Annotated in this window: 25 protein-coding genes; 4 read left to right on the top strand and 21 right to left on the bottom strand. The window is 63.3% G+C overall.

Going from position 1 to position 24,910, the window contains the following annotated elements:
* Nucleotides 1–82: 82 nt before the first annotated feature.
* Genes HYR72_18650 through HYR72_18640 form a run of 3 tightly spaced genes read right to left on the bottom strand, consistent with a single transcriptional unit; the run spans nt 83 to nt 2,440 of the window.
* Nucleotides 83–802, bottom strand: coding sequence for an SDR family NAD(P)-dependent oxidoreductase (locus HYR72_18650; GenBank protein ID MBI1817004.1), 720 nt, complete (start codon nt 800–802; stop codon nt 83–85).
* Between the two features lie 50 nt (nt 803–852).
* Complete coding sequence (locus HYR72_18645; GenBank protein MBI1817003.1) at nt 853–1,560, bottom strand: response regulator transcription factor; 708 nt, start codon at nt 1,558–1,560, stop codon at nt 853–855.
* 4 nt (nt 1,561–1,564) lie between these two features.
* On the bottom strand, nt 1,565–2,440 hold the full coding sequence (locus HYR72_18640) for a sensor histidine kinase (GenBank protein ID MBI1817002.1): 876 nt from the start codon (nt 2,438–2,440) through the stop codon (nt 1,565–1,567).
* Nucleotides 2,441–2,837: 397 nt separating this feature from the next.
* Here HYR72_18640 and HYR72_18635 point away from each other — a divergent pair, with 397 nt between their 5' ends.
* The 3 genes from HYR72_18635 (at nt 2,838) to HYR72_18625 (ending at nt 6,208) form a co-directional block, all read left to right on the top strand.
* Entirely contained in the window at nt 2,838–3,317 is a 480-nt protein-coding gene (locus HYR72_18635; protein ID MBI1817001.1) for an SRPBCC family protein, read from the top strand.
* Between the two features lie 12 nt (nt 3,318–3,329).
* Entirely contained in the window at nt 3,330–4,541 is a 1,212-nt protein-coding gene (locus tag HYR72_18630) for a CoA transferase (GenBank protein ID MBI1817000.1), read from the top strand.
* 143 nt (nt 4,542–4,684) lie between these two features.
* Entirely contained in the window at nt 4,685–6,208 is a 1,524-nt protein-coding gene (locus HYR72_18625) for a sensor domain-containing diguanylate cyclase (protein ID MBI1816999.1), read from the top strand.
* Nucleotides 6,209–6,776: 568 nt separating this feature from the next.
* Here HYR72_18625 and HYR72_18620 read toward each other — a convergent pair.
* The 5 genes from HYR72_18620 to HYR72_18600 form a co-directional block, all read right to left on the bottom strand.
* Entirely contained in the window at nt 6,777–8,009 is a 1,233-nt protein-coding gene (locus tag HYR72_18620) for a DNA polymerase IV (GenBank protein MBI1816998.1), read from the bottom strand.
* Between the two features lie 28 nt (nt 8,010–8,037).
* Nucleotides 8,038–8,418: a DUF3106 domain-containing protein gene (locus HYR72_18615; protein MBI1816997.1), complete on the bottom strand. Its 381-nt coding sequence runs from the start codon at nt 8,416–8,418 to the stop codon at nt 8,038–8,040.
* 3 nt (nt 8,419–8,421) lie between these two features.
* A complete protein-coding gene (locus tag HYR72_18610; GenBank protein ID MBI1816996.1) occupies nt 8,422–8,964 on the bottom strand; it encodes a zf-HC2 domain-containing protein in 543 nt (180 codons plus the stop codon).
* Entirely contained in the window at nt 8,964–9,542 is a 579-nt protein-coding gene (locus HYR72_18605) for an RNA polymerase sigma factor (GenBank protein MBI1816995.1), read from the bottom strand. The genes HYR72_18610 and HYR72_18605 overlap by 1 nt, the downstream gene beginning before the upstream one ends.
* A 74-nt stretch (nt 9,543–9,616) precedes the next feature.
* Nucleotides 9,617–10,540, bottom strand: a complete 924-nt coding sequence (locus HYR72_18600) for a DsbA family protein (protein MBI1816994.1) — start codon at nt 10,538–10,540, stop codon at nt 9,617–9,619.
* A 145-nt stretch (nt 10,541–10,685) separates the two neighbouring features.
* Here HYR72_18600 and HYR72_18595 point away from each other — a divergent pair, with 145 nt between their 5' ends.
* Nucleotides 10,686–12,491 (top strand): GAF domain-containing sensor histidine kinase, encoded by a 1,806-nt coding sequence (locus tag HYR72_18595; GenBank protein ID MBI1816993.1) that lies wholly within the window; start codon nt 10,686–10,688, stop codon nt 12,489–12,491.
* A 4-nt stretch (nt 12,492–12,495) separates the two neighbouring features.
* Here the strand turns inward: HYR72_18595 and HYR72_18590 are convergent, their stop codons facing one another.
* The 13 genes from HYR72_18590 to HYR72_18530 form a co-directional block, all read right to left on the bottom strand.
* Nucleotides 12,496–13,212, bottom strand: coding sequence for a glycosyltransferase family 2 protein (locus HYR72_18590; GenBank protein ID MBI1816992.1), 717 nt, complete (start codon nt 13,210–13,212; stop codon nt 12,496–12,498).
* Between the two features lie 4 nt (nt 13,213–13,216).
* Nucleotides 13,217–14,455, bottom strand: a complete 1,239-nt coding sequence (locus tag HYR72_18585) for a nucleotide sugar dehydrogenase (protein MBI1816991.1) — start codon at nt 14,453–14,455, stop codon at nt 13,217–13,219.
* Nucleotides 14,452–15,414 (bottom strand): NAD(P)-dependent oxidoreductase, encoded by a 963-nt coding sequence (locus HYR72_18580; GenBank protein MBI1816990.1) that lies wholly within the window; start codon nt 15,412–15,414, stop codon nt 14,452–14,454. Before HYR72_18580 ends, HYR72_18585 begins: the two co-directional genes overlap by 4 nt.
* Entirely contained in the window at nt 15,396–16,910 is a 1,515-nt protein-coding gene (locus HYR72_18575; GenBank protein MBI1816989.1) for a hypothetical protein, read from the bottom strand. Before HYR72_18575 ends, HYR72_18580 begins: the two co-directional genes overlap by 19 nt.
* A gap of 52 nt (nt 16,911–16,962) precedes the next feature.
* Entirely contained in the window at nt 16,963–17,301 is a 339-nt protein-coding gene (locus HYR72_18570; GenBank protein MBI1816988.1) for a hypothetical protein, read from the bottom strand.
* A 148-nt stretch (nt 17,302–17,449) separates the two neighbouring features.
* Nucleotides 17,450–18,622: a methionine adenosyltransferase gene (locus HYR72_18565; protein MBI1816987.1), complete on the bottom strand. Its 1,173-nt coding sequence runs from the start codon at nt 18,620–18,622 to the stop codon at nt 17,450–17,452.
* Between the two features lie 62 nt (nt 18,623–18,684).
* Nucleotides 18,685–19,317, bottom strand: coding sequence for a 5-formyltetrahydrofolate cyclo-ligase (locus HYR72_18560; GenBank protein ID MBI1816986.1), 633 nt, complete (start codon nt 19,315–19,317; stop codon nt 18,685–18,687).
* A complete protein-coding gene (locus HYR72_18555; protein ID MBI1816985.1) occupies nt 19,293–19,877 on the bottom strand; it encodes a TIGR00730 family Rossman fold protein in 585 nt (194 codons plus the stop codon). Before HYR72_18555 ends, HYR72_18560 begins: the two co-directional genes overlap by 25 nt.
* Before the next feature lie 4 nt (nt 19,878–19,881).
* Complete coding sequence (locus HYR72_18550; protein MBI1816984.1) at nt 19,882–20,589, bottom strand: ABC transporter ATP-binding protein; 708 nt, start codon at nt 20,587–20,589, stop codon at nt 19,882–19,884.
* A 10-nt stretch (nt 20,590–20,599) separates the two neighbouring features.
* The gene (locus HYR72_18545; GenBank protein MBI1816983.1) at nt 20,600–21,370 is read right to left on the bottom strand and encodes an ABC transporter ATP-binding protein; all 771 of its coding nucleotides are present in this window, start codon (nt 21,368–21,370) and stop codon (nt 20,600–20,602) included.
* Nucleotides 21,337–22,293: a branched-chain amino acid ABC transporter permease gene (locus HYR72_18540; GenBank protein MBI1816982.1), complete on the bottom strand. Its 957-nt coding sequence runs from the start codon at nt 22,291–22,293 to the stop codon at nt 21,337–21,339. Before HYR72_18540 ends, HYR72_18545 begins: the two co-directional genes overlap by 34 nt.
* A 3-nt stretch (nt 22,294–22,296) precedes the next feature.
* Nucleotides 22,297–23,199: a branched-chain amino acid ABC transporter permease gene (locus tag HYR72_18535; protein MBI1816981.1), complete on the bottom strand. Its 903-nt coding sequence runs from the start codon at nt 23,197–23,199 to the stop codon at nt 22,297–22,299.
* A 102-nt stretch (nt 23,200–23,301) separates the two neighbouring features.
* On the bottom strand, nt 23,302–24,441 hold the full coding sequence (locus tag HYR72_18530) for an ABC transporter substrate-binding protein (GenBank protein MBI1816980.1): 1,140 nt from the start codon (nt 24,439–24,441) through the stop codon (nt 23,302–23,304).
* Nucleotides 24,442–24,910 lie beyond the last annotated feature (469 nt).

Here is a 24,910-nt window from a genome sequence, read left to right as displayed (position 1 = left end):
GGAGTCGTTTTCGTCGCGCTCATTCATTTTGCGGCTCTGCGCCTTGGCGACTTTGCGTTGAGTTCTTTTCTTCGGAATCAGCCTAGAATCGCTCCTTGAACGGCCGCACATCGAGTTCGAAGCTCCACGCGCTCGGATCCTGGTGCGCCAGATACCAAAAGGCGTCGGCGATGGCGGACGGCTTGAGGAGATCTTCGTCCTTGAGGTGCGGCAGAAACTCCCTGACCACCGGCATGTCGATCGCACCGTCGACGTTGACGTAGGCGACGTGAACGCCCTGCGGATGAAGATCGCGCGCCATCACTTGCACGAGACCGCGCACGGCAAATTTGGCCGGCGCAAATGCGGCCGACGATGCCCCCGGCTTGACGCCTGCCGTCGCCCCCGTGATCAAGATCGCTCCGCTACGGCGCGCCAGCATCTCGGGCGCGACCTGACGCGCCCACAGGAACGCACCCAACGCATGCACGCGCCAGGTTTCCTCGAACACCTCGGGCGTGGTGTCCACCAACGTTCCGAATGGCCGCCGGCCGCCGTTGTAGATGAGCACGTCGACAGAGCCGAGTTCGTTGCGTATCCGCTCGTGCGCGGACGACACTTGTTCTGCGACGGTCGCGTCGCTCTGAACCGGCAGCGCAACGCCCCCGGCGGATCGGATCTCATCAGCCAGCGGGCCAGTGACGTCTTTGCTCCGGGCCACGAGCGCGACGCGATAGCCCTGCGCGAATCGGCTGACCAACGCCGCGCCCAACCCGGCGCCGACTCCCACGACAACTGCGACACGTGTGTCCGTTTGGTCCATGGCTCCCTACCAATCCGAGTCCGAGTGATCTCCAGAAGATTGTCGTTTCATCATCCACCACCACCGTTCCCGCTGCCCGTGTCAAGGCGATAGCCGACGCCGCGCACGGTGAGCAGGTAGCGAGGATTCTCCGCATCGGGTTCGAGCTTCGCTCGAAGGCGGGCAATAAAATTATCCACCGTCCGCATCGTAGTGAACTCCAGCTTCCACACCGCATGCAGCAACATGTCGCGCGTGATCACCCGATCGGGATGGCGCAGGAAGTACGCCAGCACCTGGAACTCGCGCGCGGTCATCGGTACGAGCTTGCCCGCGCGGGTCACTTCGTGGCGATCAAAATCGATGCGGACATCGCCGAAGGCGTCGCTGATACGCTCCACGCTCTCGCGCCGCTTGCGTCGCAAGCTGGCGTTGATGCGGGCGCGCAGCTCGCTGATGCTGAAAGGCTTGCTCAGGTAATCGTCGGCACCCAGCTCGAGACCGATGACCTTGTCGGTCTCGTCGCCGCGCGCGCTGACGATCAGCACCGGCACCTCGGCGTTCTCTTCGCGAATGCGTCGCAACACCTCTAGGCCGTTGCGCTTCGGCAACATGATGTCGAGGATGATGACATCGGGATTGCCTTCGCGCGCCCGTTTCAGCCCGCTCTCACCGTCGCGCGCAGAGAGCACCTCGTAGCCATCGAGCGCCAGGTTCATCTCTAGCCCGGCTACGATCGCCGGGTCGTCTTCGATCACCAGTACGCGTTCATGCGCCATGCGGTCACGCCTTCAGCGCCGGCAAGAGGATCGAGAACTCCGCCCCGCCGTCGCTGCGGTTGGTCACTCGCACGCGGCCGCCGTGGGCTTGCGCCACATGGCGCACGATGGCGAGACCCAGTCCGCTGCCGCCGACCTGACGATTGAGCCGATCGTCGATGCGATAGAAGCCATCGAAGATCCGCCGATGCTCACGCCGCGGCACACCCGGGCCGTTGTCGATCACCGAGAGCGCGACGCGACCGTCTTCGCGATGACACTCCAAACGAATCCGCTTCGATTCGCCGGTGTACTTGTAGGCGTTGTGCAACAGGTTGAGGAGCGCGCCACTGACAGCGTCGCGATCGGCCAGAATCATCGGCAGGTCGGCCGGCACCTCGGTTTTGAACTCGATGTTCTCCTGCATGCGCAGCGGTTCGAAGGCTTGTACCGCAGCCTCGATCACCGCACTCACCGACTCCGGTTGCCGATGATAGACCATTTTGCCCGCTTCCATGCGGCCGAAGTCGAGCAGGCGATCGATCAGGGCATTGAGGCGACCCGCCTCTTGGCGCAGCAGCGTGACGCAACGGACGCGCTGCGCCTCGGAGGTCAATCGCCCGTCCGCCAACGTGTCGGCGAACATGCGAATGCTGGTCATCGGCGTCTTGAAGTCGTGCGACACCTTCGAAAGAAAATCGAGCTGCAACTGCGACAGGTCGGACGCGCGCTTGAACGACACAACCAGCCAGGTCGTACCCGCCAGCAGCAACGCGCAGAACGACAAGATGAGCACGCCGAGCGTGACATCAACCACCGCGCGACTGAACACCAGCACCAGCACGCCGACCACGATCAACGCCACCGCCGGCGTGAGCAGAAACATCGACGACAAAAACATCAGTCGCGGAAACCGCACGTAGCGACTGTGACCACAGCGCCGCTATGAGTCAAGGGTCCGGCGCAGCACCGCTGATGCAGTGTCCCAATTCGTACGCGGGGGAGTCGTCATTGCGAGGATCGGAGTGACGAAGCAATCTCGTTGCGTGGAGTGCAGCCCTACTCCCGACGGCGATACCTCGATCATCGAGATTGCTCCGCCCCTTTTCGGGGCTCGCAATGACTAGGGCGCTGGAAAGACTTCAAACTGAGTGTCGCTGCTGATGTAGGGTGGGCATTGCCCACCGTCCCGTCAGATTCCCGTCGATGCATGGTGGGCAATGCCCACCCTACGGACTCAGACACCCGCGCTCGCGGGTCGTTGCAAACGCCCGCCCATCGGGACTAGTTTGCGCCACATGTCGCAGCATGGTGCGCACGAGTACACGACTGAAGTTGCCGCGTCGGTGAAGGACTGCTTTGCGACAATCATCGACTTCGAACGATACCCGTCGTGGTCATCTTCCGTGCGCGAGATTCGCGTCCTCGATCGCCATCCCGATGGTCTCGCGCACCGCGTCGAATTCCACGTCGACATCACCCTGAAGACCATCCGCTACGTGCTCGAATACGAATACGACCCGCCCGGCCGTCTCACGTGGCGGAGCGTGGATGGCGATGTTGAATCCATCGAAGGAAAGTACACGTTCGAGAAGCTCGCGGCGAACAAGACGCGGGTCACGTGTCGCCAGGTGGTCGTGATCGGCTTCTGGTTACCAGGCCTCGTCCGTCGAGCCATGGAGCGCACCGCACTGCAGCAGTCGGTGGATGAGTTCAAACAAGCCGCTGAAGCGCGCATCGCCACCGCAAAGAAAAAGCCAGCGAAGAAACGCGGCTGAGAGAGAGTCACCATGCCCCTGCCCTTGGAAGGAGTTCGCGTCATCGATTGGACCATTTGGCAACAAGGTCCGGTCGCCTCGGTCATGCTTGGCGACCTGGGCGCCGACGTGATCAAGATCGAAGAACGCGTCGGCGGCGATCCCGGTCGCGGCATGCTCAAGCTGAGCGGCGTCGATCTCAAGGATCGACCGAACTTTTATTTCGAGGCAAACAACCGCAACAAGAAGAGTCTTGCGCTCGATCTTAAGCAACCCGAAGGTCGCGCGATCATCCATCAACTGGCGGCGAAGTCGGATGTCTTCGTGCAGAACTTTCGCCAGGGTGTCGCGGCTCGGCTCGGACTCGATGCCGCGACCCTTCGTAAACACAATCCGAAACTGATCTACGCCAGCGCGTCGGGCTATGGACCGGACGGTCCGGAGAGCGGCGAGCCCTCGTTCGACTATATGGCGCAGGCGCGTTCGGGGATCATGCTGGCGGCCGGCGAGCCCGATATGCCACCGCTGGCCATCGCCGGCGGCATCGCCGATCAGATGGGCGCGATCATGCTCGCCTACGGGGTGCTCGCCGCGATCATCGCGCGTGACCGCTACGGTATCGCGCAAGACGTCGACGCGTCGCACCTCGGCAGCATGACGTGGTTGCAGGGCCTCAGCGTCGCCGCCCGTCTGATGATGGGGTTTGCGATTCCACGGCAATCGCGCGCGCTCACCGTCAATCCGCTGTGGAATCACTACCGGTGCGCCGACAATCAATGGATCGCCCTCGGCATGATTCAACCCGACCGCTACTGGGTCGACCTCTGCCGGGCGCTAGGTCGTCCCGAGTTGGGTAGCGATCCGCGCTTCGAGAACATGCGCGTGCGCGCCGGCAACGCCGGCGAGTGCATCGCACTCCTCGATGCGATCTTCGCCAGCCAGCCGCGCGCGCACTGGCTGCAAGCACTCAGCAGCGGCGGTGACTTCATCTATACGGTCGTCAACAGCGTCGACGACTTGCCCAACGATCCGCAAGTGCTCATCAACCACTACGTCCAAGACTTCGATCATCCTAGTTTCGGCCCCACGCAGGTCGTCGGGGTGCCAGTGCGGTTGAGCGAGACTCCCGGCACGATCCGCACCCCCGCACCGGAGTTCGGCCAACACACCGAGGAGATCCTCACCGATCTGCTCGGCTACAGTTGGGACGACATCGCGCGATTGAAGAACGCGAATGTCATCTGAAAGCGTGAGTCGTGATCCGTGACGCGTGACTCGTGAAGCGTGAATCGTCCAATGATCGAGACCGCCACTCACGAGTCACCATTCACGCCTTACGATCTCACGGGTCACGACTCACGAATCACGCCTCACAAAGAAGGTAGCGCGTGCTGTGGGCCTATGGTAAGGCCGCCTCGATGTCGGACGAGTCGCCCGCGCGGGTTTTGGAACGGCAACTCGCTGAGCTCTCGGCGCTCAACGAACTGATCAAGGCGCTGACCTCGACGCTGGACCTCTCGGAGATTCTGCGCATCATTTTGCACCGCATCAAGCTGGTCACCCAGGCCGAAGCGCTGTCGTTGTTGCTGTACGACAGCGAGCGCAACGAGCTGGTGTTCGCCGCCACCGAAACATTGCGGGAGAATGCGATCGTCGGGCTGCGGGTTCCGGCAAACAAGGGGATCGCGACCTGGGTGGCTCGTTCGGGTCATAGCGCGCGCGTCGATCGGGCACCGCACGACCCGCGCTTCTATCCCGGCATCGACCAGGCCGCGCAGTTTTCGACCGAAGCGGTGCTGGCGGTGCCGGTTACGCAAGGTGCCAACGTCGTCGGCGTCATCGAAGTCGTCAACTCTGCTACCGGCGGCGCCTTTACCGATACGGATCAGGCCAGCATCGAAGCGATCGCAAACGATGTCGGTGCCACCATGAGTGCCGACGTGCTAGCGAGCGATCCGTCGATTACTCACCAGATTCTCGCCCGCGTCAGCGCCGCAGTGCCGAGCGAAGCCTGCTCGATCTTGATGCGTGACGGCGCCGGCCGCGACCTCGTCTTCACCGCCTCGCGCACGCTGCAAGCGGGGATCATCGACGGGGTGCGCATGCGTGCCGATCAAGGCATTGCCGGCTGGGTGGTGCAGCATCGCGAACCGGCCCGAGTGGACGATGTCGCACGCGACCCACGCCACTACCGTGGCTTCGAGAACAAGTCGCACTTGAAGACGCGCAGCCTGCTCTGCGTACCGGTGATTTCCAAAGAGACGCTACTCGGCGTCATCGAGGTCATCAACAAGGTCGAGGGGGCCGGGTTCAGCGCGGAGGAGCAGCGCTTGGTGCAAACGCTCGCCGACCACGCCGCGATCGCGATCGAGAATGCGTCGTTGTACCGCCAAGCCCATGTTGCTGCGATCACCGACGACCTCACCGGCTTGGGCAACACGCGCCATTTCAACCGCGCGTTGACCGATATGACGGAGCACGCGCGCGCGAGCGGCGAGCCGGTCTCCCTGCTCGTGCTCGATCTCGACAACTTCAAGATCGTCGTGGATACGCACGGCCACCTTGTGGGCAGCCGCACCATCGCGGCGATCGGCCGCATCATCGGCCACATGATCCGCCCCGGCGATGTCGCCGCTCGCTTCGGCGGCGACGAATTCGTCGTGCTGCTGCCTGCCACCGATACCGACACGGCGACTCGCATCGCCACCGGCATCCGCGAAGCGATCGCGGCCGTCAGCACGCTCGACGGCAACGGCATCGATATTTCCACGGTGACCGCCAGCGTCGGCGTGGCGACCTATCCCGAGCACGCGATCAGCGGCGATGCCCTGTTCCGCGCCGCCGACACCGCCATGTACAGCGTCAAGCACACCAGCAAGAACGCCATCGCCGTCGCGCCCGCCGTGCGGTGATGCAGTCCCGCCGAGGGCAATTCTTGGTAGGCGCCGTTCTCTCCGCACGAAGAGGATGTATGTGTGCGTTGGTGACCGCCGCAACAGTGCTCGGTTGCGGCGATAGCAGCACCAGCCTTCGCCCAACATCGACCCCGACGCCGACGGCCTCGCCGACCGCATCGCCGACACCGACGTGCTTTAGCGTTCCGACGCCGTTCTTCAACTTTTCCATCAAGCCCCAACGCCCCGAGGTCGGAGACTTCGTAACGATTACCATTCAGACGATCGTATCCAGTTATTTGAATGCGCGGGTCGAAGGACTGGCTCCCGTGCTTGAGGCGCAAGGCCCGACCTCTGTAGAACTCAACGATAGAACCGGACGGTTTGCGATTGCAGCAATCGCACGAGCGGCCGGAACCGCCCACTTGGTCGTCTCTGCATTCTACATTTCCGACTTACCGGGACCGGCATGCACTGATCGAATCTTTAACGCGACTTCTGATGCCTTCCCTGTGGTGGTTGTCGAGCGCAACCCTCCGTGACCATCGCCGGGCCAAGTGTCCTTCACTATCGATTCTCGGTCGAGTCAGCCCACCGGCTTCGGCCGCCGTTCCTTGATTGACAGCGTGGGGGCGGCCTTCGGCGCACGCGCCAGGCCGCGCGAGATGGTTTCGTCCCCGAAGCGGGCAGCGATCGCGTCGACGGCGCGATTCAAAGCCCGGCGCTTGTGCGTGGAAGTCGACGCGTTGTCAAACAGCGAGAGCTGCAGCGACGACGCCGGCTTGATGCCGCTCATGGACACGCCCACCAATCGGATGCGCGGGCGCAGCGCCCACTCTCGCCACAGCCGCAGCGCCGTGTCGCTGATCAGCTTGCCGTCGTCGGTCGGCGCGGCCAGCGTTGTACGGCGTGTGAGTAGCGGATAGCGGCCCGGCGCGAGTCGCTGCGCCAGCTTCACCTTCAGGGTCACCGTCAGACCCGCGCACCCGTCGTGGCGCAGCCGCTGCGCGATGGCTTCCGCATGCGCGATGATGCTGCGGCGGACCTCGTCGCCGTCGCGCATGTCGCGCTCGAAGGTGTTCTCTTCGCCGTACGATTTGCGCTCGCGGTCGGGGTCGACGCTGCGGGCGTCACGGCCGTTGGCGAGTTCCCACAACGCGACGCCGTGATCCCCAAGCACGCGCTGGAGCACCACCGGATCAGCCGCGGCCAGTTGGCCGACCGTCGTCAGGCCGGCGCGACGCAGCCGGTCGCAAGTCACCGGTCCGACACCCCACAACTGATCGACGGACAGCGGCGCGAGAAACGACTTCGCCTGCTCCGGGCGCACTTCCACGAGACCATCCGGCTTCGACAGACCGCTGGCGATCTTGGCGATCATCTTGGTCGGACCAATGCCGACCGACACGACCAGATGCGTGCGCTCCTTCACCCGGGCCTTCAGCGCACGCGCAATCTCGACGGGCGACCCGAGCAAGCGCAGTGAAGCGGTGACGTCAAGAAATGCTTCGTCGAGCGACAGCGGCTCGACCTGTGGTGTGAACTCTTCGAAGATCGCTTGAATCTCGCGCGAGACGGCGACGTAGTGATTCATGCGTCCGGGCAGGAAAACCGCGTCCGCACACAGACGGCGCGCCTCGACCGTCGGCATCGCCGAGTGCACACCGAAGACGCGCGCTTCATACGACGCGGCGTTGACAACGCCACGCACACCAGTGCCGCCGACTATTACCGGCTTGCCGCGCAGCTCCGGGCGATCGCGCTGCTCCACCGACGCGTAGAAGGCGTCCATGTCGGCGTGGAGAATGACTGGCACCATGCGTCACTCGCGCGCACGGTCGCCCGCGCTACTTCGCGGGCGGGGGCGGCGGCTGTTGGCGAAGCCGCTCACGTTGCGCGGGCGGGAGTCGGCGGAACTTTTCGTAGTTCTTGCGAATGCGATTGCGTTCATGCTCCGGCATCGCTTGCCAGCGCTCGTAGTTGCGCTCGACCGTCTCGCGATGCTCTTGCGGAAGTTGCTGATGGTGGTGGTAGTTCTTCAAGGCGCGATAGCGCTCGCGCGGCCCGAGCTCGTTCCATCCTTTCGCATTTCCGCCTTTCGCATCTCCGGGGCCTCTCGGATGTTCGGTGACCTTTGGAGGTTCGCTACGCTGGGGTTGTTGCGCAACGGTGCTGCCGGCGATCACGCAGGCGACCAAGATGGCGATGAACCCATCGCGCAGACGCATGGTCTACCCCTCGTTCTCCGCCGGGGTCACCGCGTCCATGATCGGTTCGACGTCGGCCGTGTCGAAGCGCTCCAGGACGTCGAGTTGTTGAATGATCGCGTAGTCCTTGAAGAGCTCGGGCTTGGTTTGCAGCGCGGCCGGCGGGGTCTTCACCCCGACCGTGATCAGCACGGTATCGGGTCCGTCGATCGAGGAGACGCCGACCAACAAAGCAATTGCGGCGACCCCGATCGCCAACGCTGGCCGCAGCAGCGGACGCAGCGCCGCGCGCCATCCAATCGAGTCCGGCTCGACATCGACCAACCGTGGGCCCAGCCGCCGCCAGAGCTGATCGAGATCGACGGACTCGGCCGCAACCGTAGCGCGCAGCGCGGTCGCTTGCGCGCGCACACTCACGCGCACTGACTCCGCTTCTGCCGCACACGCGGCGCAGGTCTCCAGATGGTGCGCGATGCGCCGGGCATGTCGCGCACCGAGCGCGCCGTCGATCCACGCGATCAGGTCGCGTCGGACGGCGGCACAGCGCACATTTCCGAAGATCGACATCACTGGGGCTCTCCGATGCGGTCGCGCAGGGTCACGGTCGCGCGGTGGACCAAGCTCTTCACGGCAGACACAGAGCAGCCAAGGGTCTCGGCGACCTCGTCGTACGAAAACCCCTCGGCACGAGCCAGCAGGAGTGCGGCCCGCTGTTGTGGCGGTAGCGATTCGAGCACGCCACGAATCTTAGCGGCGGCCTCTTTTCCCAACAGGAGATCTTCGCTGCTGCGCGCCTCGGGATCGGCGAACTGGAGCGGCGCCTCGTCCTCGTCGTCGGGCGGATCGAGCGAGATCATGCGGCCGTGATACTCACCGCGCCGCACTTCGCTCAGACACTGGTTGGTGGCGATCCGATACAGCCACGTCGCAAAGCGCGCACGCGGGACGTAGCGCCGACGAGTGTGGTAGATCTTCAAGAAGATATCTTGCACCAATTCCTCCGCGCGCGCGTGGCTGCCGACAAACTGCCGGGCAAAGCCGACGAGTTGGCGGCTGTACTTGCGAAACAGCGCTTCGAACGCCCCGCGATCATCGCGCTGCACCGCCAACATGAGCTGCACATCGGGGTCGTCTGTCGGGGTCACGCTGCGCGCCTTTCTACAAACTCGCGACTGGCCCAGAAGTTGCGCGAAACTCCGGCGTCGGGCGCAGGCCCGACTCAGCGCGAGCTGAGTTCCTGTTCAACCGCCGCACGGAAGTTATCGAGGGGGACGGCCCCGGCCAGCCGGCGGCCGTTCACAAAGAACGTGGGGGTCGAAGTCACGCCGAGCGCGTGGCCCTCGCTGATGTCGGCCTGTACCTGGGCGGCGGTCGCCTTGTTATCGTAACATTGCGTCAGCTTGGTGCGGTCGAGCCCCGCCGCCGCGGATCCGTCCAACACCTTCTCGCGCAGGTTTGCCGGCGTGATGGTTTTCTGCTGCTCGAACAACATTTCGTAAAAGCGCCAATAGCCGTCGTTGCTCTGCTGCAGCGCACACTCGGCGGCGATCGCGGCGTTCTGCGCCCACGGATGAATCTGCGGAAGCGGGAAGTTCTTGTGGACCAAGCGCAGCTTGCCGGGGAAGGCTGCGAACAAATCGTGCTCGACGGTTTGCGCAGACTTGGCGCAGAATGGGCATTGGAAATCGGAGAACTCGACGATGGTGACCGGCGCGTCGGCCGGACCACGCACTGGCTGCCCTTTGAGATCAATCTGGCTGCGTATGGCGAGGGCGGGATCGACGGTCAGATCGACCGGCTCGCCGCGCACCAAGTAGCGCCCGTCGTCGCTGACAACGAACGGCAGGTCTTCCGATCGGAAGCCGGAGTTGACCTGGAGATTGGCCTTGCTCCATCCCGGAACCCCGGCTGCACTCCAGTCGGTGATTTCCAAGGTTGCACCCGCAGGCACCGCGGCAGTCTTGCGGAAGTATTCGATCACTCGCGCCTCGGTCGCGGCGCGATCCGTCACGCCAGCGCTGCCCAAGCCCGACCCGTTACCGTGCCGCTGCGATGGACACCCCGCGCACAGCATCGCGGTCAGCGCCGCAGTCAGCGCGATGACCCGCACACCGCCCGCCCGACCGCCGCAACTTCCGCGCATGCCTTGCTCCCTTTCCGCACAACTCCGACCGCCTCAACCGGCGGGGCATCTTGTCGCAGGCCCTCAGGGGTGTCAACGCGCCGCGGGCGCAGTACATCGCGAGTTGGTGTGCGCGCAACTCGACTGGTACACTCGCCGCTGAATCATGCTCGACAGCACGGCAACCTCGGCGACGATCCACGCAGCATATCGACGCGATGCTGATGAATTGACCGCGCGCCATTTTGGGCTGGCAGCCGCCATCTTCTTGGGCGTCGTGGGGATCGCGGCGGTCTTCGAAGTGATCTACTACCGGGACCGGTGGCCCTGGTTTGTCGTGGTGTTTGCACCGGAGTTGCTGGGAGGAAGTGCCGTGTTCCTCCTGCGCGAGCGCCTGCTGCGTTACGGCCTGGTCACCCGCGCCTGCGTCGCGCTGAGTTCAAACGTGGCGTTGGCACTGAATACCTACGTGGTCATCGTCCGTGGCGCTCCCGAGATGAGCGCGGTCGGCTTGGTGTGCGTGATGAGCGGGCTGCCGCTGCTGTTTCCCTGGGGGGTCTGGGGCCAACTGACGGTCGCCGTCGCCGCCGTCATCGGTTTCATCGGCGCGCTGGCGATCATTCCGACCGCCGCGGTTCCGTGGCCATACGTGCTGTTCGTCTTCGCGATCGGCGCGTTCACCTCGGTGATCGGCGCGCATTACCTCGACTTGCACCGCTGGGCGATCTTCCGCGAAGCCTCACTCAAGGACGATGAGGCCACCGTTACCCGGGCGCTGCTACAGATTGCCGATGATCTCAATACCTCCCTCGACACCAGCGCGGTGATCGAACGTATCGCGCGCAGCACCACGACAACGCTGGGCGCCAGTTGGACCATCATCCTGCTGTGGGACGAGCGGCGGCGCGTCTTCCGCTTGGCCGGGACCGATCCGCCCAACGCACAAACCGGCGCGTTGGCGAGTATCGAATATGTGCCGGGCGCGTTTCCACTCATCGAGCGAGCCCTGCGCGAAGACACCGTCTGCGTCACTGCGGACGACGACCTGGACCAAGTGACAGCAGTGTTCCTGCAACGCTATCGCACAGCCGTGATGCTGCTGACCAGGCTCAGTCGTGGCGACCGTTTGATCGGGGTGCTCATCACTGGGCGGCGGCCCGACGCGTTCGCTCCCAACGCGCCGCGGTTATTGCGGGGCATCGCTCACCAAGCCGCGATTGCGCTCGACAACGTGCGCCTCGTCAGCGATCTGCGCCAGGCCGATCGCATGAAGTCCGATTTCGTCGCCACGATGTCGCACGAGCTGCGCACGCCGCTCAACGTCATCCTTGGATACAACGAACTCCTGCTCGACGAAGCGTTCGGTCCGCTCAGTGCCGAGCAGCGGCGGACGGTGGAACGCAGTCAAGCGAGTTCGTCCGATCTGTTGGAGCTGATCAACGCCACGTTGAACGTCAACCGGCTCGAGGCCGGTCAGTCGCCGGTGCGGATCGAGGATGTGCAACTTAACGTGCTGGTCGAGGATCTGGCCGCCGAGGTCACGCGCCTGCCGCGCAAGCCGGGCGTCGAGCTGCGCTGGAGTCTCAACGGTGGCCCACCAATGGTCCGCAGCGATCGCGGCAAGCTCAAGATCATCATCAAGAACCTGGTCAACAACGCGTTGAAATTCACCGATCAGGGGCACGTCACGGTCTCGATCCATCATCAGGCCGAGCCGCACGAACTGGAAGTGGCCGTCGCCGACACCGGCATTGGCATCGCCGCATCCGAAGTGCCGCAAATCTTCGAGATGTTCCAGCAGGGAGCCAGCGTGAACGGCCGGCCCACGAGCGGTGTCGGCCTAGGTCTGTACATCGTCCGGCGTTACGTCGAACAGCTCGGCGGCCACATCGACGTCCAGAGCGGCGCGGGGAGCGGGAGCACGTTCCGCGTGCGTCTACCGCTGTCCGACTCCGAGCGCCGCGCCGCCTAGGCGCTCAGCGCGCCCGGCCAGGCCGGTGTGTCAGCGCATAGCGGTACCAGCGGAGATACTTCGGCAACCACTTCCACAAGCGAAAGCGCGACGTCCCCGCCGGGCGGTCGGCGTTGGAGACGCACGGGACCTCTTCGATGCGGTAGCCGAGCGCGAACGCTTTCACGGTGAGTTCTAATCCGATCTCGAACCCGCCGTCGCTCTCGATGGTCACCGCGTCGAAAAGTTCCTTGCGATACGCCTTGAAGGAGTTTGTCACGTCGCGGGTTGGCACCCCTGCAAACACGTGCAAGCTCCACCCGGCAAACCACGACAGCCGCCCTTTGAGCCACGGACCGCCGACTTGGCGACCGCCGCGGCTGTAGCGCGACGCACACACCACCATCGCGCCGGCACGAGCCTTCTCATACATCTGCGGCAGCACTGTCAGATCATCGGACTGATCGGCCATCATGACCACGGCGACGCCGCGCTCGACTTGTCGCAGACCAGTGCGGATGGCATTGAGGGCGCCGCGGCCAAGCTGGTTGCGCACCAGTTCCAGTCCCGGGAGTCGCGCCTGAAGCTCACGCACGACAGGAACCGTATCGTCTTCGTCGAAGTCATAGACGATGCAGACGCGCTTCGGGATCGTCACCTGCGAGTAGAGATGCTCCAACGTGGCGCGGATGTTCGCGCCCTCGTTGTAGACGGGAATCAGAATAGCGAGGTCGGGGACCAGCGACTCATTCAAGCGGCAGATCTCGCTTGGCGTAGATGATGTCACCGCGCCCGAAGAGGTTCCAGATGTCGCACACGATCGCGTCGTCCTTGAGCAAGGCGCGAAAGCGCGCGCGGCCGAGATCGCGGTAGACGTCGTGGTTCATCGCGACGAACACGATGTCGCCGGCACGGATCACCGCCTCGACGTCACCCGGCGCCAGATGCGGATCGTGCAGCACCGTGCGGCAGCCTTCGGCGGCGAAGATCTTGCGGGCCTTGTAAGCCAACGAGTTGCGGTTGTCGTCGATGTTGCGTTTGAAGGCGAGGCCGAGAATCACGGCGGTCAGCCCCGGCAGATCGCGTTCGCGCTTGATGCGCTCGATGAGGAAGCCCGGAACAGTCTCGTTGATCTTCCACGCCGTCGAGATCAGATCGGCGAACGGCACGCGGTCGACCAGGAAGAACCCGTCCTTGTACAGACACGGGCCACCGGTGAGACCTGGGAGTTTGAGCCCGGCGCGCTTGTAATCACGGTTCACCAAATCGACGATGTCGTAGATGTTCGCGTTGTGCTGCATGGCGATGATCATGAACTCGTTGCCGATCGCGAAATCGATATAGCGGTACATGTTGCAGAACAACTTGGCGAGCTCCGCAGCGGTCGCGTCGGCCGGCAAACATTGGGGCGCAATGCGGCTGAACAAGGCGGCGGCGCGGCGCCCGCTTTCCGGATCGAGGGCGCCGACGATCTGTGGAATCTCGCCGATCTCCGGGATGGCGCGACCTTCGGCGATGCGCTCCGGACAGAAGGCGAGAAAAAAATCGGTGCCGACCTTGAGCGATGTCCGTCCCTCGATGAAGCGCCGCAAATACTTCGTAGTCCCCGGCGCGACGGTGCTGCGGAGCACGAGGGTCTGGCCAGCACGGAAGTGCGGCAGCAATCCCTCCACGACGCCCTCGAGTTGGGTGTACGCCGGGTTCATGTGTTCATCCACCGGAGTGCCGAACGTCAGAATGACCACGTCGGCCTGCGTGATCACCGCGGGGTCGCCACTGGGATGGAAGTTGCGCCCGAAATGGCGCGCCAACAGTTCATCGGCTCCCTCTTCGATGAACGGCAGACGGCCTTCGCTCAACGCGGCGAGTCGCGCGACATCGACTTCCAAACCGAGGACGCGGCAACCGTGTTCGGCGAATACCAGCGCGAGCGGCAGGCCGACACGCCCAAGTCCGACCACAGCAACGTTGATCGATTCACTCATCGCCGGGCTCGGTACGCCGCGATCACTTCGTCGAGGCCGGATTCCAGCGTCGTCTCTGCGCGCCAGTTCAACAGGCTCAAGGCCTTGCTGACCTCCGGCACGCGACGCTGAATGTCGTACGCAAACGTGGGCGCCGATGTCACCCGGAACGGCACACCCGGCCGGCAGCGCTCGTGGATCATACGTGCAAGATCGAGGATGCGCGTCTCTTGTGCGGTGCTGATGTTGAAGTCCTCATTGACTCCGGCGGGCGATTCCATCGCCGCAACGATGCCGCGGGCAATGTCGCGCACGTGGGTGAAGCAACGGGTCTGGTCGCCATTGCCGAGAAGCTCCAGGGGTGCGTCGGAACTCCCGGCGTCGAGCGCCTTCTTGATCAAATCGGGGATGACGTGTGCGATGCCAACTTCGTCCCCCGGCAGCTCATCCGCACCGTACGCATTGAACGGCCGAATTATCGTGTACGGGAGTGCGAACTGATCGTAAAACGCGCGGCAGTAGTACTCGCCGGAAAGCTTGCTGAAGCCGTACGCGCTCACAGGCGGCGGCGTCGTGAGCAGGTCGGTCTCACGGCTGGGAAATACGCTCGCGTTCTCGAACACCATCGAGGAGGAGATGAAGACAATTCGACGGAACTTCAGTTGAGCGGCGGCACGGAAGGTCGCTGAATAGATTCGGTCGTTCTCGGCCAGAATGTCCGCCGGAAATTTGTGGAAGTACGCGATGCCGCCGATTTTAGCGGCGAGGTTTACGCAGACATCATGGCCCTCAAACGCCGCGCGCGTTCGAGCGGCGTCGGTTAGATCGATGCGCTCGAAGCGGACGTCACGGGGCGACTCGGCGCCCTCTTTGCTGAGGTCGTCGACCACGGTCACACCGTGACCGCGCCGCTGCAGCTCGCTCACCACAGCGCGACCGATAAACCCGGCGCCACCGGTGACTACGACACGGGTGGACATCGGAGCCAATCCCATTGGGGCCGACTGCCTGGCCACGGCTGGCCTGGAGGAAAGACGTACGGTGCGATCAACGTGCGCCGTCCCAGACTTGGTTCAACACTTGAAACCTCCTCGACCGTTTGCACGCTGACCTGCAGCCCCGGCAAGAACAGGCGATAGGTTCCGGTATCGTCGAACAGGGCCGAAGTCAACGAGTTGCGCGTAACGAACAACTCGGTCATGTCCGGATGATCCTGCGCCAATCGTTCAACCGTATAAAGCCAACGCGCGGCCGAAACGGAATACGCGCGGAGGAAACCAAAGTCACCTTGTTCGCGGACGCTCCGCCAAGTTACGGTGGCATGCACAATCAGCGTAAGGGCGACCCATCCTGCGACGGCGAATGATCCCAATCGCGGAGCCGCCGCCAATCCGCTGACAGTGGCAAGCGCCAAACCGAGTCCGGCGATGCCGACGTAGTACCCATACAAGTGATCGACGAGTCCCAAAACCGGAGCCAAGGCCACCGGGAAGAACACCAATCCGAACGCCATCGCCCGCACTCGGTACGACACATCGCGTCCTGGCCAGGCGACAACGATCGCAGCGACTGCGGCGAGCGCTACCACCGTGCCCAGGACGAGGGCTCGTGCCACCGACTCGGGTCGTGCTGGGTCGACGAATGGAAAGCCGACATTCAGCGCGAACGCAGCGTAGCGACCAAGGTGTTCGAGTAGTTTGACCGGGTCCGCGCTCAAGGCGTAGGCCTGCCGCGCGGCGGCTTGCTGGAACGGATCGGGAAACGAGACCGGAAACACGTACGCAAAGTAGTACACCTTCACCCCAACATAGGCGGCAGCCACGCCGTAGAACGGCGCGAGCGCGAGCCAATCACGTCGCCCTGGCCAGCGGCCCTCGAGCAAGACGATCGTGAGGGTGAGCGAGACCGGGAGCGTGACCGCGTGCTCGCCCGCCAACAGCGCCATCACAAAGAGGGGCAGACAAACCAGGGCGCGGAACCGTGGCCCTAGGCACAGCCATGACGTTAGTGACAGCAGATAGAGGAACGCGGTTCCCGTCATAGTAAACAGAGCCATCCAGAAAACGGCGATCGCATGTCCGGGAGCTGTGGCATAGACCAACGCGGTGACCAACCCAAGACCTACTGAGCGCAGAACGGTTCGCCCGATCACGTACACCAAAATCGCGTTGAGGCAGTGAAACAGGATCTGCACCGCGTGATACCCTGCGGGGTCGAATCCGAACAGCGCGTGGAGCCCGCGGAAATAAATCAAGGTCGATAGCGGACGGTAGAGCGCAAAGCCGTTGCGACCTGGTTCAAAGAACCTCACCAAATCCAAGGGGCTATCGATGCGAACCCGTGCGGCGTCCGACAAGACCCAATAGTCGTCGAAATGAAAGAACGCTCCGGTCGCATCGGCGTAGGAGAAACCGCAGACGGCGATCAGCGTCAGAAATGGAACGATCCAGCTACCTATGATCCAGCGAGAGGCCACCCCGATCGGAATCGGGACAGCTCCGGGGCGAGAACGAGAGGACGTGGCTGGCTCAGCTGCGAGCGGCACGCCGCCGAGTGGAACGGCCTCGGGTTGACCGGGTCCGGCGTGTCTGCGCCCGCACGGTTTTCGTCTTCGTTTTCGTTTTCTTCCGATTCGCGAGCGCCCGCATGAACTGATACTTCACTTTGCTCTGCAACTGCCCGAACAGCATGCCCAAGCGTTCAGAGTCGTGGCGTCTGAGAGCTTCCTCTAACCGTCCCTTGTGGTCCTCTAAATATGTGATCTGATAGGGCTTACCGTGAATTCGAATGCGTTCCGGCACCTTCGACCGCGCCTCAATGACACGGGCGATCTCATGCAGGATCGTCGAATGCAGTCTTGCGATCACGGCCCACCCCTCCTCCTGGCTGCATCCTCCGTACAATCAGGTGCCAGGAAAGTGGGAATCGTTTACCACGAATCCAGATTGGCGCAAAGGGATTATTGCGGAACGCTAGGGTCCACACGGTAGGACCATGCCCGTGAACCGCTACTGCCTACCGCACATGGCGGCGCAGCTCGTCGACCTTGTCACTCCGCTCCCAAGTGAAGAAGCCGCCCTCGGGCGCCCGACCGAAGTGGCCGTAAGCTGCAGTCTTCTTATAGATGGGGCGTTTCAGGTCCAAGGTTCTGATAATCTCTGCCGGCTTGAGCTTGAAGGACTGCTGAATCGCCTCGGCAATCGTATCATCCGGAACGACGCCGGTATCGAACGTGTCAACCAAGACCGAAACTGGATCCGCGACCCCAATGGCGTATGCCACCTGTACTTCGCAACGGTCCGCCAACCCTGAGGCAACCACGTTGCGGGCCATGTATCGGGCCATGTACGCGGCACTGCGGTCTACCTTCGATGGGTCCTTGCCCGAGAACGCGCCGCCGCCGTGGCGCCCATAGCCACCGTAGGTATCGACGATGATCTTGCGGCCGGTCAGACCACAGTCTCCCTGTGGTCCGCCGATGACGAAGCGTCCGGTCGGATTGACGTGGTACACCGTCTGCGGTGTCAGAAATTCCTTCGGGATGATCTTCTTGATCACTTCTTCGATCACCGCCTCGCGCAGGGTCTCGTACTTCACTTCCGGTGTGTGCTGAGTGGAGACCACCACGGTCGTAACTGCCACTGGCTTGCGATCCTTGTACTGAATCGTCACCTGCGACTTGGAGTCGGGGCGCACAAACGGCAACGCCCCGTCCTTGCGAAGATCGGTCAAGCGCTGGACCAAGCGATTGGCAATGAAGATGGGCATCGGCATCAGCTCGGGGGTTTCATTGCACGCATAGCCGAACATCAGGCCCTGGTCGCCGGCACCCTGTTCCTTATGCAGCCCTTCACCCTCCGTGACCCCCTGCGAGATGTCAGGAGACTGCCGATCAACGGCGGTCAGGATCGCGCAGGTGTTGCCGTCAAAGCCCATGTCCGAAGATACGTAGCCGACCTCGGTAACCGTGTTGCGCACGATGTCGGGGTAGTTGATGTTGGCTTTCGAAGTGATCTCGCCAGCGATGACGACCATGCCGGTCTTCGCCAACGCCTCGCAGGCGACTCGACTGTTCGGATCCTGGGCTAGCAACGCATCGAGGATGCTGTCCGATATCATGTCGCACAACTTGTCCGGGTGTCCCTCTGAAACAGACTCGGAGGTAAACAAATAGTCGTTCTTCATCAGTTCCTCTCTTCAGGTCACTCTCAAATGCACGATTTGGGTGCCTCTGCGAATTGCCCTGGTTATCACGTCGCGCGTCCGAGTGGGAATCCCGTGACCCACGTGCCCTCGGCGCTTACCACAGCATGCATGGGAACGTCGAACGGCCCAACCGCTAGGTCATCGACCATCTGCTCGGCGAACGCTACCCCAATCCGGTAGCCACGACCGCTGAGGGGCGGCGCAGCCAACGACCGGTCGTAGAAACCACCTCCTCGTCCGAGCCGCCCACCGCTGCACGCGAAGCCAAGCCCGGGTACAACAATGACCGCCTCGGCCATCTCGCGTGCAGTCACAACCTCCTTCGAACGCGGCTGACGAAACGGTTGCATCGTTTTGCACCATTCGCTGTCGGCGGTAACCCGGACAAACCGCAGCGCCTGATCGGCGCCCACCACGCGCGGAAAATAGGTCTGGCATCCCCGGGTCTCAGCATCGCGCCACAGCATGGTCACATCCACTTCAGTTGCCATCGGTGCGTACAAGAGCACAACGCGAGCCGTGTGAAACACGTCATTGGCGACAACCCGCTCGCAAATCGCTCGGCTCTGCACCACGCGAGCGTCGTCGGTCATCGCCGCGAGACGCACGCGCAGCCGCCGACGCCATTCGGCCTTCGCGGCGGGCAGATCGCTCAGCGTTGATCCCGATCGATCCACTTCGCTTCCGGTGGTACGGCTCGCCAGGCCATCATTGCATCTAACAGCGGGATCGGCTCCTCGCGGACCAGCAATAAGCCGCGATGCTCGGCTCGCATGAAACGTTCGCTGACGGCGTGGTCCAGCAATCCCAGCAAGGGATCAAAGTAGCGCGCTACGTTCAGTAAGCCAATTGGTTTTCCGTGAATACCGAGTTGGCTCCAGGTCGTGATCTCGATCAACTCATCGAACGTTCCGATCCCACCGGGCAAGGCTATGAATCCGTCAGAGAGGTCCGCCATCAGCGCCTTGCGTTCATGCATGCTGCCGACCACCCGCAAGTCGGGCAGACCTTCATGCGCGACTTCGAGCCCGCGCAGCGCTTCCGGAATGACCCCGATCACCTTGCCGCCGGCGGCCAGCATCGCGTCAGCCAAGATCCCCATAAGCCCCACGTTGCCACCGCCGTAGACCAACTCGATCGCGCGCTCGGCCAGCACGGCGCTGAGCGCTCGCGCCGCGTCCGCATACACCGATCGTGCGCCCGGACTCGATCCACAGAACACACACAACCGGCGCATGTTCTCACTCCCCAAGATACGCAGTCCGCACTTCGGGACTGCGCAGCAGATTCGCCCCGGTATCTTCGAGCACGATCGAACCGGCCTGCAGCACGTATCCACGCTGCGCGACTCGGAGCGCCATGTGCGCGTTCTGCTCAACTAGCAGGATTGTGGTCCCCTGCGCGTTGATTTCGCGGATGATCTCGAAGATCTTTTGCACCACCAACGGCGCCAAGCCTAGCGAGGGCTCGTCAAGCAACAGAAGCTGGGGTCGCGCCATCAACGCGCGACCAATCGCCAGCATCTGCTGCTCGCCTCCGCTCAGGGTGGCGCCCGGCTGTTGCACCCGCTCGTGCAGGACCGGGAACAACTCGAACACGCGCAGCATCGTCTCGTGAATCTCTTCGCGATCCTTGCGCTGGTACGCACCCAGTTCGAGGTTTTCGCGCACCGTGAGGTTGGCGAACACTTGCCGCCCTTCGGGGACGTGGCTGATGCCTTCGCGGACGATCGTATGCGCCGGTAGGCGATCGAGCCGCACGGTCTTGTCGAACACGATCTCCCCTGAGGTCCCGCGCACCAGCCCGCTGATGCACCGAAGCAGCGTGCTCTTTCCCGCCCCGTTCGAGCCGATCAGCGTCACGATCTCACCCGGCGCGACCGAGACGGATACGCCCTGCAGCGCGTGAATCGCCCCGTAGCTGACGTGCAGTTTGTCGATCTCCAACAACATCGCCGATTCAGTCGCGGGCCGGTTGGCCGAGATAAGCCTCGACGACTCTCGGGTCGGTGCGAATCTGCGCCGGCGGGCCGACGGCGATGGTCTCTCCGTGATCGAGCACGGTGATGCGTTCGCAGATCTCCATGATCAGGGGCATGTCGTGTTCGATGACGAGAATACCGAGGCCGAGGTCGTCGCGCAGCCAGCGGATTTTTTCCATCAGCTCGACCTTCTCGGGCGGGTTCATCCCCGCCGCCGGCTCGTCGAGCAGTAGCAGCTGCGGCCGCGTCGCCAGCGCGCGCGCAATCTCGAGCCGACGCTGTGAGCCGTACGGCAGCGAGCGCGCAATCGCGTCGCGTTGCTCCTCCAGCCCCACCATGCGCAGCAAGGTCAGACACTCCTGCGCAATCCGCTCGCTCTCGCGCTCGGCCGCGCGGGTCTGCGCGATGGCACCGAACAAACCATGGCTCGCATGCCGGCTGGAGCCAACGAGCACGTTCTGGAACACCGTCAGATTCGGAAACAGGCGGATGCCTTGAAACGTACGGGCGATGCCGCGCCGATTGATCTGAAACGTCGGCAACCCCGCGACGGACTCCTTCGCGAAATGGATTTCGCCCTCGTCGGGTGCGTACACCCCGGTGATGAGATTAAAGCAGGTCGTCTTGCCGGCGCCGTTGGGGCCGATCAATCCGACCAACTCGCCACGATCGAGCGCGAAACTGAAATCGCTGACCGCCTTGAGGCCGCCGAAGCTCAGTGAGCAGTGCCGGGCTTCCAGGAGCGCCATGTCAGTTCTCGATTGCCGAGCAAGCCGGTCGGCCGCGTCAGCATCATCACAATCAACAGCAGCGAGTAGATGATCATGCGGTATTCAGCGCCGAAGCGCAGCAGCTCCGGCAGCACGGTCAGCGCCGCTGCCGCCAGGATCGCGCCGCTGATGCTGCCCGCACCACCCAGCACGACCATGACGACAATTTCGATGCTCTTGAGAAACGTGAACGAGTTGGTGTGGATGTAGCCGATGAAGTGCGCGAACAAGCCACCGGCCACGCCCGCCCAGAACGCGCCGATCGTGAACGCAATGACCTTGTAGCGCGTGGTGTCGACACCCATCGCCGCCGCCGCGATCTCGTCCTCGCGGATCGCGGCAAACGCGCTGCCTTTCGTCGAGTGCACCAGGCGCCACAGCATCACCACGCACACCACCGCACAGCCGTACACCGAGCCGAAGCCCGCGAGTGGCGCAATGCCGGTCAACCCGCGCGCGCCGCCGACCGCGTTGGTGTTCAGAATCAACACCCGAATGATCTCGCCAAATCCGAGCGTGACGATGGCGAGATAGTCCCCGCGCAAACGCAACGACGGAACCCCCACGAGAACGCCCGCCACCGCCGCGCCAAAGCCGCCGATCAGCAATGCCACCAGCAATTCCGTCGTGCCGGCAACCGACGCGCCCAACGACAGCGTAAACGCCGCGCTCACATACGCACCCAACGCCATGAACCCCGCGTGGCCGAGCGAGAACTGGCCGGTGATGCCGTTGATGAGATTGAGGCTCACCGCGAGGATCACATTGATGCCGATGTAGACGATGATCTGCAGGTAGTACGGATTGAGCCAGCGCGACAGCGCCATGCTCAGCGGCCACTGCGCCAACACGATCACGGCGACCAAGGCGTTGCGCCGAAGCAGATGCAGCAGTCCCGCCATGGATCAGACCTTCTCCACCGTCACCCGCCCGAACAGGCCCGTCGGTTTCACCAACAGGACGCCGATGAGAATGACGAACGCCACCGCGTCGCGATAAGTCGAGCTGAGATACGCCGACACGAACGTCTCGGTCAGCCCCATCAACAGCCCGCCGACAACCGCGCCGGGAAAATTGCCGATGCCGCCGAGCACGGCCGCCACGAACGCCTTCACCCCAGGCATCAAGCCCATCAGCGGATCGATCTTGGGATTGCGCAGCCCCACCATGGTGCCGGCCGCCGCCGCCAACGCCGATCCCAGCATGAACGTGAGCGTCAGCACCCGGTTGACGTCGATGCCCATCAGCGCCGCCGCGTCGTAGCTGAAGCTCACCGCGCGCAACGCCATCCCGACGCGCGTCTTCATGACGATCCAGCGCAGCCCGATCATCAGAGCCAGTGACACCACGATCACCAACGCATCGATGTTGGTCATCACGACGCTCCCGGCGCGGAACAGCGAGTGCGATTCGATCAGCTGCGGGAAGAACTTCGGATCGGGTCCGAACACCCGCTGGCCGCCGAACTCCAACAGCATCGACACGCCGATCGCCGTGATCAGCATCGACGAACGGGGCTGGCTGCGCAGCCTCCTGTACGCCACCAATTCGATCAGCGCGCCGAGCAGCGCGCACGCCGTCATCGACAGCACCATCACGATGACGAAGCCCGCCGCCGAGGGCGCCACGGCAAACCCGAGCCAGTGCGCGATGTAGTAGGCCATCATCGCGCCGACCATGTACACGTCGCCATGCGCGAAGTTGATCAGGCGCAACACGCCGTACACCATCGTGTAGCCGAGCGCGATCAGCGCATAGATCGCGCCCCACGACAGCCCGTTGATCAGTTGTTGGATGAATTGATCCAAGGTTTAGTCTAGTGCGGAGCGAAGGCCGACCGCCCCACATCGAGGCCGTTCATCGGCGTGTCATCGGCGTGGTTCGGCGCGCATCGACGGTTGCTCGCGCGCCTACGGCGCGATCGATTCGACGAAGTGAAAGGCCCCGTTCTCTATCTTCAGCACGACGATCGCCTTCTGCGCGTTGCGGTCCTTGTCAATGGTGATGCGCCCGCTCACGCCGGGAAAGTCCTTGGTGGCGGCCAACGCGTCACGGATCTGCGTGCCATCGGTCGAGCCCGCGCGCCGCAGCGCATCGGCCATCATGCTCATGGCGTCGTATCCGAGCACCGCCATCGCGTCGGGCGTCTTGCCTTTGTACGCCTCGCGGTACTCCTTGAGAAACTGTTGCACCTCAGGCCGCTGCTCTTCGGCCGAATAGTGATTGGTGAAGTACACGCCCTCGACCGCCTTACCCCCGATCTCGGTCGTCTTCGGACTGTCCCAGCCGTCACCCCCCAACAGCGTGGCGGTCAGGCCCAACTCGTGCGCTTGGCGCGCGATCAACGCGCACTCGGTGTAGTAGCCGGGTACGTAAATGGCGTCGGGCTGCGCGGCCTTGATCGAGGTGAGCTGAGCTTTGAACTCGATGTCGCCCTCGGCATAGCTCTCTTCCACCACGATCTCGCCGCCGAGCTTTTTCACGGTCTCGCGAAAAAACTGCGTCAGCCCGACCGAGTAGTCATTCTTGTTGTCGGTGAGAATCGCGAACTTGTGCGCCTTGAGCGTGTTGACGGCGAACTTCGCCATGGTCGAGCCTTGAAACGGATCGATGAAGCAGGCGCGAAAAATGAAGTCGCCAACTTGAGTCACCTTCGGATTGGTCGACGCCGACGACAGCATCGGGATCTTGCTCGACTGACACACCGGCGCGGCGGCGAGGCTGCGGCTGGAGGCGACTTCGCCGACCACAGCGACGACCTGGTTCTGTTTGACCAGCTTCAGCACCGCGGTGACGGCTTCTTCCGGCTTGCTTTGATCGTCTTCCGTGACCACGCGCACCTGCTTGCCCAACACGCCGCCCGCGTCGTTGATCTTCTTCAACGCCAACAGCACACCTTCGTGCGTCGACGTCCCGAAGGTCGCGGTGCCCCCCGTCAATGAGCCGTACTCGCCGACGACAATCTCATCGCCTTGCGGACTGCAGGCGCTCCAGGCACCGGCCAGTAGGGCCAGCGCCAGCGCGGTCACTATAGTGTGCTGACGTCTCACCGTTCCTCCACGCGTCTGCAATGCAAACGCTCGGCACCATACACAGGGTCGCCTATGGTCGCAACAAGCCCGGCCGTTCATCTGGGATTGTGTTTCTCCGGCGCACATCAGGTGCCACGTCCCCTGGCCGGCGATCGACGACTATCGTCATCTCGACCCCTTTACGGAGTGATGAATATTCCACTATGTTCATCCTGGTCGGGTGGAGCCGGAGGAGGCGGAAGGAGCGAGACCATGAAGCAGATTGCAATTGGGCCGCGCAGGTCGCGAACGTTGGGACTGGTGCTGTCGGGTGGCGGCGCGCGCGGGGCGTTTCAAGTCGGCGTATACGAGCGCTTGTTGCGCGATCCGCGCTTTGCAGCGGGCCCGACGGTGCTGTCCGGCACGTCAGCCGGCGCCATCAACGCCGCGCTGATAGCAGCCGGCAAGTCGCCGCGCGAGATGATGCGTTTCTGGAACGGGATCGCCG

This window comes from Deltaproteobacteria bacterium, from assembly GCA_016178705.1.
GTDB lineage: Bacteria > Desulfobacterota > Binatia > HRBIN30 > JACQVA1 > JACOST01.
Note: the sequence above shows the minus strand (reverse complement) of the source record. Positions and strands in the feature narration are given on the sequence as shown.